Source organism: Streptomyces sp. NPDC052036 (assembly GCF_040680495.1).
GTDB lineage: Bacteria > Actinomycetota > Actinomycetes > Streptomycetales > Streptomycetaceae > Streptomyces.
In genome coordinates, this window is record NZ_JBFAWW010000042.1 from 1 (window position 1) to 12879 (window position 12879).

11 protein-coding genes and 2 pseudogenes are annotated in these 12879 nt (G+C 67.3%); 6 read left to right on the forward strand and 7 right to left on the reverse strand.

The window, feature by feature from the left end; genetic code table 11:
* Positions 1-110: 110 nt before the first annotated feature.
* Positions 111-203: pseudogene (locus AB0L95_RS35400) on the reverse strand (IS5/IS1182 family transposase); the annotation flags it as partial.
* 2229 nt (positions 204-2432) lie between these two features.
* Between AB0L95_RS35400 and AB0L95_RS35405 the strand changes: the two are divergent.
* Positions 2433-2807, forward strand: coding sequence for a lysylphosphatidylglycerol synthase domain-containing protein (locus AB0L95_RS35405; RefSeq protein WP_365169234.1), 375 nt, complete (start codon positions 2433-2435; stop codon positions 2805-2807).
* Here the strand turns inward: AB0L95_RS35405 and AB0L95_RS35410 are convergent.
* On the reverse strand, positions 2706-3308 hold the full coding sequence (locus AB0L95_RS35410; RefSeq protein WP_365169236.1) for a TetR/AcrR family transcriptional regulator: 603 nt from the start codon (positions 3306-3308) through the stop codon (positions 2706-2708). The two genes, AB0L95_RS35405 and AB0L95_RS35410, sit on opposite strands and share 102 nt — an antisense overlap.
* A 107-nt stretch (positions 3309-3415) precedes the next feature.
* On the opposite strand from AB0L95_RS35410, the gene AB0L95_RS35415 reads away from it, so the two are divergent.
* Complete coding sequence (locus AB0L95_RS35415) at positions 3416-4627, forward strand: ABC transporter permease (RefSeq protein ID WP_365169238.1); 1212 nt, start codon at positions 3416-3418, stop codon at positions 4625-4627.
* 714 nt (positions 4628-5341) lie between these two features.
* Here AB0L95_RS35415 and AB0L95_RS35420 read toward each other — a convergent pair.
* Complete coding sequence (locus tag AB0L95_RS35420) at positions 5342-6541, reverse strand: hypothetical protein (protein ID WP_365169241.1); 1200 nt, start codon at positions 6539-6541, stop codon at positions 5342-5344.
* A gap of 739 nt (positions 6542-7280) precedes the next feature.
* Here AB0L95_RS35420 and AB0L95_RS35425 point away from each other — a divergent pair.
* Positions 7281-7520: an alpha/beta hydrolase gene (locus AB0L95_RS35425; protein ID WP_365169244.1), complete on the forward strand. Its 240-nt coding sequence runs from the start codon at positions 7281-7283 to the stop codon at positions 7518-7520.
* 158 nt (positions 7521-7678) lie between these two features.
* Here AB0L95_RS35425 and AB0L95_RS35430 read toward each other — a convergent pair whose 3' ends face one another.
* From AB0L95_RS35430 to AB0L95_RS35440, 3 genes are all read right to left on the reverse strand, one after another.
* Entirely contained in the window at positions 7679-8134 is a 456-nt protein-coding gene (locus AB0L95_RS35430) for a hypothetical protein (protein WP_365169247.1), read from the reverse strand.
* A 583-nt stretch (positions 8135-8717) separates the two neighbouring features.
* Positions 8718-9044: a hypothetical protein gene (locus AB0L95_RS35435; RefSeq protein ID WP_365169250.1), complete on the reverse strand. Its 327-nt coding sequence runs from the start codon at positions 9042-9044 to the stop codon at positions 8718-8720.
* Positions 9045-9367: 323 nt separating this feature from the next.
* A complete protein-coding gene (locus AB0L95_RS35440; RefSeq protein WP_365169252.1) occupies positions 9368-10075 on the reverse strand; it encodes a winged helix-turn-helix domain-containing protein in 708 nt (235 codons plus the stop codon).
* Between the two features lie 847 nt (positions 10076-10922).
* Between AB0L95_RS35440 and AB0L95_RS35445 the strand changes: the two genes are divergently transcribed.
* From AB0L95_RS35445 to AB0L95_RS35455, 3 genes and pseudogenes are all read left to right on the forward strand, one after another.
* Entirely contained in the window at positions 10923-11174 is a 252-nt protein-coding gene (locus tag AB0L95_RS35445) for a Smr/MutS family protein (RefSeq protein ID WP_365169255.1), read from the forward strand.
* Positions 11175-11302: 128 nt separating this feature from the next.
* Positions 11303-11545, forward strand: a pseudogene (locus tag AB0L95_RS35450) (IS5/IS1182 family transposase); the annotation flags it as partial.
* Positions 11546-11833: 288 nt separating this feature from the next.
* Positions 11834-12457 (forward strand): DUF6461 domain-containing protein, encoded by a 624-nt coding sequence (locus tag AB0L95_RS35455; RefSeq protein ID WP_365169258.1) that lies wholly within the window; start codon positions 11834-11836, stop codon positions 12455-12457.
* Between the two features lie 73 nt (positions 12458-12530).
* Here AB0L95_RS35455 and AB0L95_RS35460 read toward each other — a convergent pair whose 3' ends face one another.
* Complete coding sequence (locus AB0L95_RS35460) at positions 12531-12851, reverse strand: hypothetical protein (RefSeq protein ID WP_365169261.1); 321 nt, start codon at positions 12849-12851, stop codon at positions 12531-12533.
* Between the last annotated feature and the right edge of the window lie 28 nt (positions 12852-12879).

Genomic DNA, 12879 nt, shown 5'->3' on the forward strand with positions numbered 1-12879 from the left:
AGACACGGCCCCACCCTACGAACTCCAGGCCCTCATCGACGCGGTCACTACCGGACACGGCATTGACCTCTACCTCCGGATTTAACGAACTACCGATAACTGCCCGCCCGCTGCCCAGGAGTGATGATCAGGGATGGCGGGCGGCACTTCCCGTCGGCGCTCAGATGGATCTTGCCGGTGAAGCCCCCTCGCGAGCGACCCAGGCCCTCACCTCCTGCACCACCTCCACCAGCCGGCCGACAAGGCTCTGCCACGGGTCTTCGGCCGGGTGTTCCGGTGCCGGTCCTTCCAGCGTGACGACCAGCCGGGTCAACTCCCATGTCTCATTCCGCAGATCGCTCAGCCGGGCCCGAGCCCGCCGCTGCCACTGTCAAGGCCGGGGCCACACAATCCAGTTGGGGTTGCAGTGCTACGGCTCCAGCGGACGTGATCTCCTCCTGCGGTGCTCCAGGTCTGCATGGCCGGACTGTTTCGACGCTGGCACACCCCCCGCCGAGTGGCCCCTGTGTCCCCACCGCTGTGGGGACCGCACCAGCAGGAAAGGGCCCCGCCCTGCGGTGTCCGCTACAGCCTCTCGCAGGGACGGGGTCGCCCGCCCCATTGCTCTCGGTTGGGCGAGCCGCGGGCGGCTCTCCCCTGACGTCTTACCGAATGAGGACGGCCGATGGCCAACTGTGCCTCTTCCCTGCGCCGCCGGATTCAGGGCCTCCTGCGTACACCGGACCGCAGTACACATCCTCCTCCACCGGCACGCACGGCGAAGGACCGTCAGAATTCTCGGCCTTGCCTGTCCCGTTCTTACAACCCTGGACCGTCGTCGCAACCGGCAACCACTATCTGCTGGACGGCATCGCAGGCGCCGCACTCATGGTCTTCTTCGGCGCCCTGCAGCGCCGCACTCGTATCGTCGGCAGACGCGCCGCAACCATGCGATGGGGGCCGTCGACCGCTGCCAGCCTCGCCACCGCAGTTGCTCGGTCCGGCATTCCCGGGCCCCCCTCACACAGACTCCCTCCAGGTGACTCACAGTGATCTTCTCTTTCGGGCTGCCCCCACGCGCTGATGAAGACCCCCGTCTCCCGATTCCTGCCTGCAGGACACGGAACACGGCAACGACCGCAGTGCCTCCAGTAGTTGGCTGTACAGCAGGCGCCGAGGGCGGGCCGGCTCGTATCTGCCGCTGCACCTCGAAGACGCCTTTTTGGTCATCCCGGACACTGAGGAGCTGATCGGCGGACGGGCACGCTTCCGGATATCCGACTGCGACACATCCGGCCATGGCCGACGGGCCCGGCCGCATCCGGCAGCTGAGGCGCCAAGTGGCAGGGACCAGCGGGGAACTGCGGCTGGTCCGGAACTACCACGGCGACCAGGGCACCGCCTGGGAAGAGGTCACCGCCATGCTTACACTCAACGGGTTTACTGACGCCGTCCCTCTTGGCCGGTTGAATGTTGTCGGTCCTCTGCCGTCGATCGCAGACGGCGGAGGCCGCGTTGCAGCCGTAGGCGTTCACGTGCCATTTCGTGCGAGCGTATGGGGCCTGGCCCGCACAAAGCACACGTGGTGCCATGTGCACCTGGAGGGCCCGGTGCACGTGCTGCCCCAGTGGCTGGTGCAGTGATGGGCAGGTCGCACCAGATCGAGCCGGGCGACCGCGGACACGACCAGGTTGCGGCTTCGAGGGGACAAGCCCGGGCGGAACGGGCGGACGAGGACGACGGGTGCACATCCCCGTCACGCTCTCGATCACGCGTCGCGCTCAGTATGGGCACCGTCGTGATGTTGCTGTGCGTCGAGCTGGTGTTGGTCGCGCCCTACGCGCGTCGTGCGGCAGACCAGCTGTCCCACGCTCAACCCGCCTGGTTTCTGCTGGCTGTCGCCGCGGAGATGGTGTCGATGGCGGCCTTCGCCCGGCTTCAGCGCCTGGCGCTGAGTACGGGCGGGCTGCGAGTGAGACTGAGCGCTGTGGTTTCCGCCGTGTTTGCGGGGAGCGCTCTCAGCGCGACTCTGCCCGGCGGCAGCCTGGTATCGATCACGTACCGGACACGGCGTATGCGTACCTGGGGTGCCAGTATGCCGTTGATCGGCTTCACCCATGCTGTCACCGGCCTTCTGGGCGCGGCCGCGCTCGTCATGCTTGCTGGAATTGGCAGGATTCTGGCCGGGGACAGTGCCCAGCTTGTAGGGGCAGCCCTTGAGGTTTCAGCGGCTTGTGCCGTCACCGTCGCCGCGCTCGCGCTCGTCCAGCGCACCAGTGTGCTGCGCCGGCCGGTGAGCGCTCTGCTTCGTGTGTGGCGGAGACTGCGGCGCGGCAAGGGCGGGCAGACGTCGGCCGATGGCCTGCTGGGGGAGTTGGCTGCCATGCGGCCTCCAGCTCACTTCTGGGCCCTGGGGTTCGGCGCTGCCCTGATCAACTGGGTCGGCGGATCTCGTGTGTGTGCTCGCTGTGTGCCATGCCGTGGGCTCGGCCCCGGCCTCGGACAAGGTGCTGTTCGCCTACGTCGCTGCGATGACGGCCGTATCGGCTCTGCCTCTGTTGCCCGCGGGACTCGGCCCTCTCGACGCGGCACTGGTCCTGACTCTGCATCACGGCGGAATGCCGATGTCGGCCGCCACGGCCGCTGATCTTCTCTACCGGACCCTCAACCCTGGACTGATCGGTGTCGCCGGGTGGTCGGTCTTGCTCGTCCAACGACGGAGCCGGTCAGGGCGTGGCCGGATCCGGCCACAGAGCCCGTACCGCGTTGCCGACCCCATCCACGAGCGTGGGGTCGAGCATGGCCACCTGGAGGATGTAGCCGGGTAGCAGGCAGACCAGCGCGCCGGCGATCGACTCGGCAGTCACCTCCCGGGGCAGAGCGCCGCTTTCTTGGTGCTCTCGCACGACCTCTGCGAGGTCGGAGCGCATCTGGTTCAGCAGGGTGCTGAACTGGCCGGCCAACGTGGGGTTTCGCAGGGCCTCGGACCAGGCCAGCACTGCCAGCCTTGCGATGTCGTGTTCTGCGGATCGAGCTGACACGAGGTCGAGGACATCAGCGATGACCGCCCCTACGGAACCCCTGGGCCGAGTTGTGGCGACGGTGTGGACCAGCGTCAGGACCTCACGCATGTTCTCTTCGGCAATAGCCAGGATCATCTCGTCTTTGCTCGCGAAGTGCCGGTAGACCGCGCCCGCCGAGAGCCCGGACTCCGCGAACAGATCCTGCATCGACGTTGAGTGAAAGCCGTCGCGCAGGAAGCATCGTCGGGCGGCATCCAGAATCTGGGTACGGCGAGTTTCCATGTACTCCTGGGACACCTTCGGCATGGGGCATCCTCTCCAAAGAAAAACGAATGTTCGTCTTGACCGTCTGACGGCGAGCCTAGCAGACTGGATTCCTGGAGAACGATCATTCGTCTTTGGGAGGCAAGACCGTGAAGACCCCGTTGGCGGGAAACCAGTCATGGTGTCGTGCGGCCATCATGGCAGTGGCATCGCCGCTGGTGATCTCACTGGCAGTGATGGCCTACGCGCGGCCTGCGGCGCGCATAGCGCCGCGTAACCTGCCAGTGGGGATCGTGGGCACGAGTACGGCAAGCCAGGGCGCGGTCGAGGGCCTGGCTCACAGCAAGCCGGGCAGCTTCGACTTCCATTTTTACCCCGACGAGGCGTCGGCGCGGTCCGCTATCAGGGAGCGGGACGTCTACGGTGCCTTCGTTGTCACCCTTGGCAGTCTCACCGTGCTGGAGTCCACTGCCGCGAGCCCGACCGTCGCGCAGTTGCTGGGCAAGACGGGCCGGCAACTGGCCGCCCGTGCGTCCAAGGCGGCCGCGGACCGTGCTGCCTCGTCTGCCCGGTCCGCTGGCTCCAAGCGAGGTAGGGCCGGCGCCGAAAAGCCGGCGCAGATCCGAGCGAGGACTGTGGATGTCGTTCAGACCTCGGCAGATGATCCCCGGGGCGTGGTCTTCAGCTCGGCGCTTCTCCCGCTGACGATCTGTAGCATCATGATTGCCTTGGTCATTGCGATGTCACTGAGGCTGCGTATGTCGCGTCTCATGGCCTTGATCGTGGTGAGTGGAGCGGCAGCTCTCGGGGTCTACGTGGTTGCCCAGGGCTTTCTCGGTGCGATGCCGCACAACCATCTGGCAACCTGGGCTTCCTTGGCACTCACCATTCTCGCCATCAGCGCCACCACTGCCGGAGCGGTCGCTCTTGTGGGTTCGGCGGGGCTCGGGCTGAGCGCGGCGCTCATGGTCTTTGTCGGCAATCCGTTTTCCGGCAGCACATCCGCACCGGAGCTGCTGCCCAAGGCGGTTGACGACATCGGCCAGTGGCTGCCGCCGGGCGCCGGCGCCAGCCTCGTGCGCGGTACGGCCTACTTCAACGGCCATGACAGTGCGGGCCACATCGCTGTCCTTACCTTGTGGAGCGTGCTGGGACTGGCAGCCGTCCTGTTCGGCCACCGTATGTCCCCCGTTGCGAAAATCCCCGTCGCCAACGAGAGTGCGACGGTGGGTACGGAGGGTCCGGCGAACGACGTCGCGACGCCCCATGTGCCGCCGTCGCCCGAGGAGTCCTCACACTCGTCGTCTGCACGAATCGGGATGCACGCACACCCGCACGCCCGACACGCTGCGGGCACGTGATCCAGTCCTTGGGGGAGAAGGTGGCGGTGCCTGGGCGCGCCACCTTGCAAGGGGTCGTCCGTCAACGACTGGGCCGGTGGGGGAGCAGCCCGCCGAAGATCTGTTCGCGTGCGACCTGTCTATCGGCCGCCGCGTCGCGGACGAGCGTGGCCGTACGCGCCCGCTCCTCCAGGTCTTCCGGCCCGGGCAACAGCGGAACAGCGGTCGGCGGTGGCTCCTGTCCGGGCGCGCGACGAGAAGTCAGGCGAATGACCTCAGCTCAGCCGGGCGGCGCCGCCCGGCCAGGGCCGTTATCCGGCTCCGCATCCGCCGGGCGAACCGTTTCTTCCACGCGTTGCCGTGGCGACTTCTTCCCTGCAGCCATCGCAGCAGCCGCGCGAGCCAACTGCGCTTGCACCTGCTCGAACGCTCGCGACCCTGACCGTTTCCGTCGGTGACTTCCGCTCATACACGTTCAACGCCCCGCTGGACTGTCCGATACCGCAATACCGCCAAATGGAGTACGCGACTCGGGCCCCACGCCACGTCAGAGGACTGGCCCGCCAAGCATCGCAACCTTGCCCGCTTCCCCTATGAGAAGGGCTGGACATCATCGCCGACAAGCCCGATCCGCCACCCACCATCCCGCGTCCGTATCTGGCACACGATGAGACGCGGGAGATCGGCAACGAGGTCCCGGATGCGAAGCATCCACCGACTGGCCTTACAGCAACGTCACTTCAGGTGCAGTACAAACACGTCGGAGACGCCGTTGGTGTCGCCGGGTACCAGGTCGGCGGCCGCCGAGGTGAAGACAACCTCGCGGCCGTGCCGGGCGACTGCGCCCGGGAGAGCGGTGGCTGATGCGGCGGCCGGAGCCAGGCGTTGCTTCCTGCCGGTGCGTACGTCGAGCAGGACCACGTCGCCCTGCTGTTCCGACGGCTCGGCGCCGTACTGCTTCAACAGCACGAAACGGCAGCCGTCGTCTGCCGCGAGGGCCAGTGCGCCGCTGTCGCCGACTCGCTGGATGCGTCCTGTGTGCAGGTCGGCGATGTATGCCTGCTCCTCCGGCTGGACTGGCCCGCCCGGCAGCAGATTGGTCGCCCAGGAGTTGAACAGCACTCGGCGGCCGTCGTTCGAGAGCCGCACGATCTCCGAGTAGTCGTTGGCCGGGGTGCCGTCGGGCGCGGTGTCGAACCGGCGGACCGCACCCGTGGCCCGGTCCTTGACGTACAGGACCGTTTGATCGCCGCTGTGCACCCCGTAGGCCACAAACCGGCCGTCGGCGCTGAGCCGTGCGCCGGTGACGTTCCCCTCCGGCTGCAGGGGCGTGACCAGATCGTCGGTACCGGTGACCAGGTCACGGACGTAGAGGTAGGGAGAGCTGTAGTTTCCGTTCCTGTTGCCGATGGTGTACGCGACCTGGTTGCCGTTTGCGCTGATCGCGGCGACGTTGCCCAGCTCGAAGCCGGGTCCAGGGGGCAGGCCTTGGGGCCACAGTGGCTGTGTCTGTGCGGTCTTGCGGTCATAGACGTACGGCTTCAGGAAGCGGTTGCCCGTGTCGAAAGCGACCCTGCGCCCGTCGGCGCTGATCGTCGCGTTGCCCGCATAGACACCGGTCCCGGGGATCTCCACCAGCCTCCCCGTGCGCAGGTCCTTGACGAAGAGGCAGGTGGAGAAGGTGGCCGGGCAGCCCTCGCCGGGGCCCTGGGTTTCGTAAGACGCGTAGTGCCCGTCGGCACTGACGGTCCCATCGTGTGAGGCCGCGGCCAGCTGGGCGCCGTTCGCTGCGGTGCTGATCCGTTCCGCAGCACCCTGCGACGCTGCCGACGCGGGCGGGAGCGCGGACAAACCAAGCGCCGAGGCGAGTACGACTCCGGCGACGACGGTGCGCAACGGACTCACCGCCTGGCTGCTCACGAACATGTGTCTCATCAGTTCGATTCCCTCCCAAGTGGTACGCCGACACCGGTGCGGGTGCGCGCAGTTCGTGTACGAACATGTCGGAGATGCTGTTGATGTGGTCGGGGACCGGTTCGGCGGCAGTCGTGTCCGAAGACGACGCCGCGGCCGTGCCGCGCGACGGGTCGACCGCTGTGAAGCGGAAGGTGACGAAGCGGCCGCGGAGACCGGTCCAGGTGCTCCCGGACGCGCCGCCGGCCTGGACATGGCGGATGAGGCGCAGTGGCGGCGGTCGGGGCGGCCGCTTCGGGGAGTGCGAACAGAAACGCACGCCCCGGCCAGATGCCGGATAGTCGTGACACGCGTGCGGACGTGGACATGACCCCCCGAAGCCTTGACCTTGCCTTCCCCCGGTCCCGCACCGAGGACACGTGGCGATGCAAACGCATCACCCACCCAGGGTCAATGCGCACGCTTACGTACAACCCGGGGCGCTGATCAGACGTCCGCGCGTCCCAGACTCGTGCGACAACTCCCGTACTTGGCAGAGAAGTCGGCGGGCCCACCAAGTGACCCAAGTCGGCTCACGCATTCAGGGCCCACCAACGCTCAGCGGGGCTGGGAGAGAGGCGCACCTGGCCCGGGAACTGGGCGACTCCTGGTCGGTCATCGCCCTTGACCAGCGTGGACACGGCCGCGCCGACCGTCCCGCCGACTTCTGCCGCAACGGCTACGTCGATACGGATGGGGCCTTGCCTTCGACCCGAAGGACATGAACGCCTCACAGCAGCACCTCAACGGGGATCACTGGGACGACCGGCTCGCCGGCGGCTGCCCGGCCTTGCTCATCCGAGGCAACCGCAGCACGGTTCTCAGTGGCGAGCATGCGAAGGACATGGTGGTCCGGCGCCCCTACACCCGGCTCGTCGAACTCCTGACCGGACGCACCGTTCACGCGTCCGTCCCAGCGGAGTTCGCTGCAGCCGTCAGGGGATTCCTCGGCTCCCTGTGAGCTTGCCTAAACACGGCATCCTTCGAGCCGTCGAGGCCCGAATGGTCATGCTGCTTGGAGGGGAACGCCTGATCGGGATCGAAGTGCGTTCTCGCCTCGCAGAGGCCCGGCGGCAAGCTCAGCAGGGTGAAGCGACCACGGCTGGGAGCGACAGCTCGTCAGGAGTAGGTCCAGCGCCACCTGCTCCCGCTGGGTGCGCAAGTGATGCTCGTACCACTCGCGTCTGTCGTCGATGCTCCGTGGTCGCTGTTGCGGCAGAACTCGCCAGCGGAATAGCAGTTGCCCGCGTTGGAGACGATCGAGCAGGTGCCCGAAGCACTCTGACTACCGCTACCGCTACCGCTTCCGCTTCCGCTTCCGCCTCCGCTGCCGTCGCTGCCGGAACTGGAGCTGCTGTCCGTGGTGGCCCGTGCGGTGACGGTCTCCTTTACCTGGACCGTCTTCGTCACAGTCGGCGTCGGTGCAGGCTTCGCGCTGGCTGTCGCTGTGGTCGTCGCGGTGACGGTTGCGGTCGGCCGCGGCTCACTGGCCGCATTCTTGACGCTGTTGCCGTTCTGTCCGCTGCCGCCGGCGCCGATACCGAGGAAGAAAGCGAAGCCGATGGCGGGCAGCACGTACCGTTTCCGCGCCCACTTCGGGGCTGGACGGACAGGCGGAGCAGGTGGCGGCGGTATGTATGGGTTGGGCATGAGTCCCCCCAGGACGAATCAGAAGCGACGACGTTAGCGCCTGGGGCGCGCTTCGCGGGAGAGGCGTGGAGAAGTGGTGATGAGTTTGTGACGGTCAGTGGGGGTGGTTGGCGGCGGTCCGCAGCCCCCGCACGTGCCAGCGGCGACGGCTTCCACGGCCCGCGACGGCATCCGGTCCACCACTCTTCTGGGCGTGGCGGGCGTAGTCGGCGGCCAGCTGGGTCTTCCCCCATCCCGGCAAGTACCTGGCAGATCACCGCCGTCCCGCCCTCTGTCAGGGGCCGCCGCAGCCGCTCCGCCTCAACCCGGTCCTGGAAACAGTCCGCCCGCTGCGGGACCACCCCGACCTGATGCGGCCATGCGGCCGGTTTGCGCGGCGCGCCATGGCGATGCTGGTGAACGGCACCGATGCGCACGGCAGAAACCGTGCCATAGGCCGAGGTGATGACCGTGTGACCGACAGCGGCGTACGAGGCGGTGGAGGGGCGGGGAGTGATGCCGGGTTCCGTCAGCCCTGCTCCGGGCGCATCCTCAGCGCGGCTGCTGACCCACGGTCGGCGCGGATACCCACACTTCCACCGATGGCCTGCCCGTCACCGGACGCCGACACCCCACCACTCGCCGCAGCGAGGGCAGTCTGCAGTTCTCTCGCCGTGCCGTCGAGTGCCTCGGCGAAGGCCGGGTCATGCTCGGCCGCGTCCTCCAGGGAGTCCACCAGACGAGGCCGCGTCCGCTCCGACGGTCCTTCCTGCCCGGACTCGGCCTCCTGCGGGGCGCGCTCCAGTGCGGGGGCTGCCCGCAGCTTCGCGCTGATCAACTCATGCAGCCGGTCCATGCCTGCATCCAGGCCCCTGTCGGCCTCCGCATCTGCCCGCCTCGCCATCCGACGTGCCTTGCCCGCCAGCCACGCGAACACACACCCCGACCGCGATCTCCACGCCCGTCACCACAACCCCCTGGCCGGGCTTGGCACATGGCACTTCAACCGTACCCAGACCCGCCGGACCTGGCCTCCTGGGCGATCGCGGCTCACGACAGTGGTGTTGCCGAAACACCGACCAGGCAGAGCGCCCGGGTAGGGCAGGGCGAGCGATGTGGAGGAGTGGCGCGCAGCGGCCATCCTCAGACAGTCAGGAAGGCACCACCGACTCCCAAACATCAGTTCGATACGATGCCCGCCGTGTATTCCGTCGCGGCACCAGCGTGCCCCCGACAACTCGCGACGCCGCCCCGCGGTGACAGAGGGGTGCGAACCCCTTGGTGCAGGAGCTGTTCTGATCCGAGGGTGCGCTGGTAGTACACGTGTTTCGCCAACTGGAATCGTGTGACGAGGCCTGCCCTGTGCAGGTGGACGAGGCGGTAGGAGACCGTCGAGGGACTGAGGTGATCCCGCTCGGCGAGTTCCCCGGGCGTTCTGGAGGAGCCAAGGCTCTCCAGCAGGGCGAACCGGGTGTGGCCGATGACCTGGGCCAGTGGATGCTCCCCCCGGTTCGGAGGCTCGGCGTGCTCCACGGCGGCATGCGCGGAGTCCGCCCGCGGGCTCTGTGGCGGGGTGGATGAGGTAGAGGCCGCGCTCGTTCCAGGGGTGCGGGCGATGTGGTGGAGTCCGACATTGAGATTGAGGGCGCCGTCCGTGGCCAGTGCCGGGGTGAGGCAACCCGGGGCGTAGCCGCGAATGGCCTGGCGCAGGGCGGACACCAAGGGGAGCCGCCCGTCCGCCAGCAACGCGCGCAGCTCGTGCCGCACCGCCTGACCGCGCCCGGACCGCCCGGCGCGCTGCGGGTGCAGCACCACCGCCTGCATCACCGGGGAGACGGTGAACCGGGATTGGGGCAGTGAGCTTGCCGTCAATGAGACGTCGATCATTCATCCAGTGCAGCACACGCTTCGAACCTCATCGAAGTGTTTCCGTCGATTCCGCTTGCCGTGCTTCGCTTCGAAGGCTGCCTGAACCCTTCGCGACACCCCAGGGAGAAGCAGCCTTGAGCAGGAAAATGAGCCAGAGTCCGACCGTCAAGGCCGTCACAACCTTCCTGGTCGGACTGGTTCCGTGCCTCGTCGCCCCGAATCGGGCGCTCACCGCCGAGCAGGCGTCACCAGGGACGAAGGCGGCCTTTTCGGCGCGGGCGGTCTACACGATCAAGACCCACTCGATGGAGTCGAGGATGCCTCGGCCGTCTGCCCGTTCTCGTCGGCCAGCACGAGAGCGGGCCCGGTCGCGGAAACCGCTGCGCCGGTGGCCAGAAGGAAGATCCGATCGGTGCCATGGTTATCCGCGTCGGCCTGCGCAGCCGCCGACACTACGAGGCCGGCCGGGGAGTCGAGAGGCCTCTGGCCGGTGTGGCCCGCCGGATCCATTGCTGCGGATCATGCAGGTAGTCGGCGACGAGGGCGGCAAATACCGCACTCTGTAGCCTCAGTCTCGGCTGACAAGCCGGCCCGGTGGATCCGCCGTTCGACCACCCGGGGCACTTCAGCCTGCCCCGTCGCGGCCATGTGAAGGGACGGCTGCGGACGCCGACGACATTCGAACTCGCGGGCGAGGGTGAGCAGGACCCGCCGGACCTCATCAGTCGCGCGGAGGGCCTTCCATGCGACGATATTCCCGCCCCATCGAACACGCAGCCGACCCGAGCATTGCAGCAACCGATCCGTATCCGGTACGAAGAAGGCCGCACACGCCCCCTGTCCCCACTCCGAAGGCGACCCGCACATGCTCAGTCTCGACCTGCATCCCATCTTCCGGAACAACCGGGACATCGAGCTGGCGCTCCGCCAATTCATTTTCAAAGCCCATCAGGCCGGGGAGCCCGTGGCCGAGATCATCCCCGGCAAGGGAACGGGCCGGTTGCGTGAGCGTGTCCTGGCCTTTCTCGGTCAGAGGCACATCAGAAGGCTCTACGACAGGGTGGAGGTCAGCGACGGCAATACCGGCCGGGTGCTCGTCCATTTCACGCGAAGGTGAGCTGACCCCGGTTTCGTGTAGGCCGACGTCGGCGACCGGAACGACCGGATGACCACCGCCGAGCGCGAGGAACTGAAACGACTCCGCAGCGAGGCAGTAGACCATCGATCCGCTTCCTTCCGACCGCCTACGACTACAACCATCTGTGGCGGTGGCTACACAAGTGGGGCATCCGCCATCGCATCGCCCGCAAGGGCATCGAGTCCTCTCACGCGATTGGGCCGCCACCGCTGGGTGGTCGAAAAGACGGTGTCCTGGTAGGGGGGGGGCGGCGACGCGTGCACCGCCGTTATGAACGCAAGGCCGGACACTTCCTCGCATTCGTCGGCATAGCCGCGGCCCACATCGGATACCGCCGCCTCACAGCATGAACGGTTGGGTCGTGGGTTCATCCTGAGCCTCGGCAAGCGCCAGCTGCTTGACTGGCTGAGAACCTCGTTCAGAGGGCGGTTCGGGATTTGATGTCCATTTCCGGGTGAGGCCGGGCGGGCTGCTGCGACTGAGCACTTCACTTGGCCAGTTGAGCGCGGGCAACGGCTGCTCCAGCGCCTTCTGGCCGACTGCGGGATCACTTGGCGCTGTACGACGGGATCGGCTTGTCGGTGGTGCTGCATAGGGTGCACCCGACGATCAATGGCTGATGGGTGAGGGGCGAAGGCATGCGCGACGGGATTCGGTGGCTGGTCGATCTGGAGCACTGGATGTCCAGCGTGGTGTTCGCACGCGGGATATCCGCGCAGGAACTGGCGGTGCGCATGGGAGGCGACCGAGACGGCGCGACCGAGCCGATCACCGACGCCGAAACGTGGGACCTCGGCCAGTGGTACAGACCGGGCGGGGATGGCGATGGTGTCGTACGGGTCGGAGAAGATGGAGGCTGGTCGTTCGCTCTGGAGTACGGGGACTCAACCGGCGGGGATCGTTTGGCAGAGATCTCCCGAAAAGGGGTTGAAGCCGTCCACTACGTGCCGATGCAAGAGCACCCGCCGGCCACAGTCTTCTATGCTCGGGACGGCGTGGAACTATGTGGCTTCGGGCTGGGCGAGGAAGTGTGGCGCTGGGGTCGGGAGCCTGACCTGCTGCTTCCCTACCTGGTTAGCGGGCACGTGCTGCAGCCCGACGGAACGCTCATCGCCCCTGAAGGCGAGCACTACACGGATACCTACCGGCGTACCCTCGGCGTCATCGAGCAGCGGTTCGGCCTCTCGCTCTCACCGGACTACCTGAAGGAAGCCCGCCTGCCGGCGTATGCGGTTCGCGGCACTCCAGACATGCACATCTGAGCGACCGCGATGGCCAACTCTTGTGCTCACGCGCCAGCTGAGGCCTCATCTGCTGGTCGTGCTGCTCGGTCGGTTACTGCTTCGTGGTGACATCGAGCTTTACCAGGCGTCTCAGCTTGGCGCGGGTGCCCTCGATGTTCTTTGGCAGCAGTTCGTGGTCGAGGGCTTCGCAGACATCGCGGGCCCGGAGGGGGCCGGTGGCCTCGTTGAAGACGGCGAGGTTGCGGGGGTAGTCCGGGTGCTCGGGCAGGTCGGGCGAGACCGGGTGGGCGGGGAGCCGTTCACCCAGGGCGGTGACGGTCTTCCGGGTGATGGCCAGGTGTTCGAGGTGGGTCTCGGCTTCCCGCAGCCGGGTCTGCGGTTCGGCGATCTGCGTGCGGAGGTCGCCGGCCAAGGCCCGGGTGGCGTCCTCCTGGATGCCG

Coding starts and splice junctions, on each gene's coding strand:
- AB0L95_RS35420 (WP_365169241.1), bottom strand. CDS start 6,541: ATGAGACACATGTTCGTGAGCAGCCAGGCGGTGAGTCCGTTGCGCACC.
- AB0L95_RS35435 (WP_365169250.1), bottom strand. CDS start 9,044: ATGGACCGGCTGCATGAGTTGATCAGCGCGAAGCTGCGGGCAGCCCCC.
- AB0L95_RS35440 (WP_365169252.1), bottom strand. CDS start 10,075: ATGATCGACGTCTCATTGACGGCAAGCTCACTGCCCCAATCCCGGTTC.
- AB0L95_RS35445 (WP_365169255.1), top strand. CDS start 10,923: ATGCTCAGTCTCGACCTGCATCCCATCTTCCGGAACAACCGGGACATC.
- AB0L95_RS35455 (WP_365169258.1), top strand. CDS start 11,834: ATGCGCGACGGGATTCGGTGGCTGGTCGATCTGGAGCACTGGATGTCC.
- AB0L95_RS35410 (WP_365169236.1), bottom strand. CDS start 3,308: ATGCCGAAGGTGTCCCAGGAGTACATGGAAACTCGCCGTACCCAGATT.
- AB0L95_RS35425 (WP_365169244.1), top strand. CDS start 7,281: ATGAACGCCTCACAGCAGCACCTCAACGGGGATCACTGGGACGACCGG.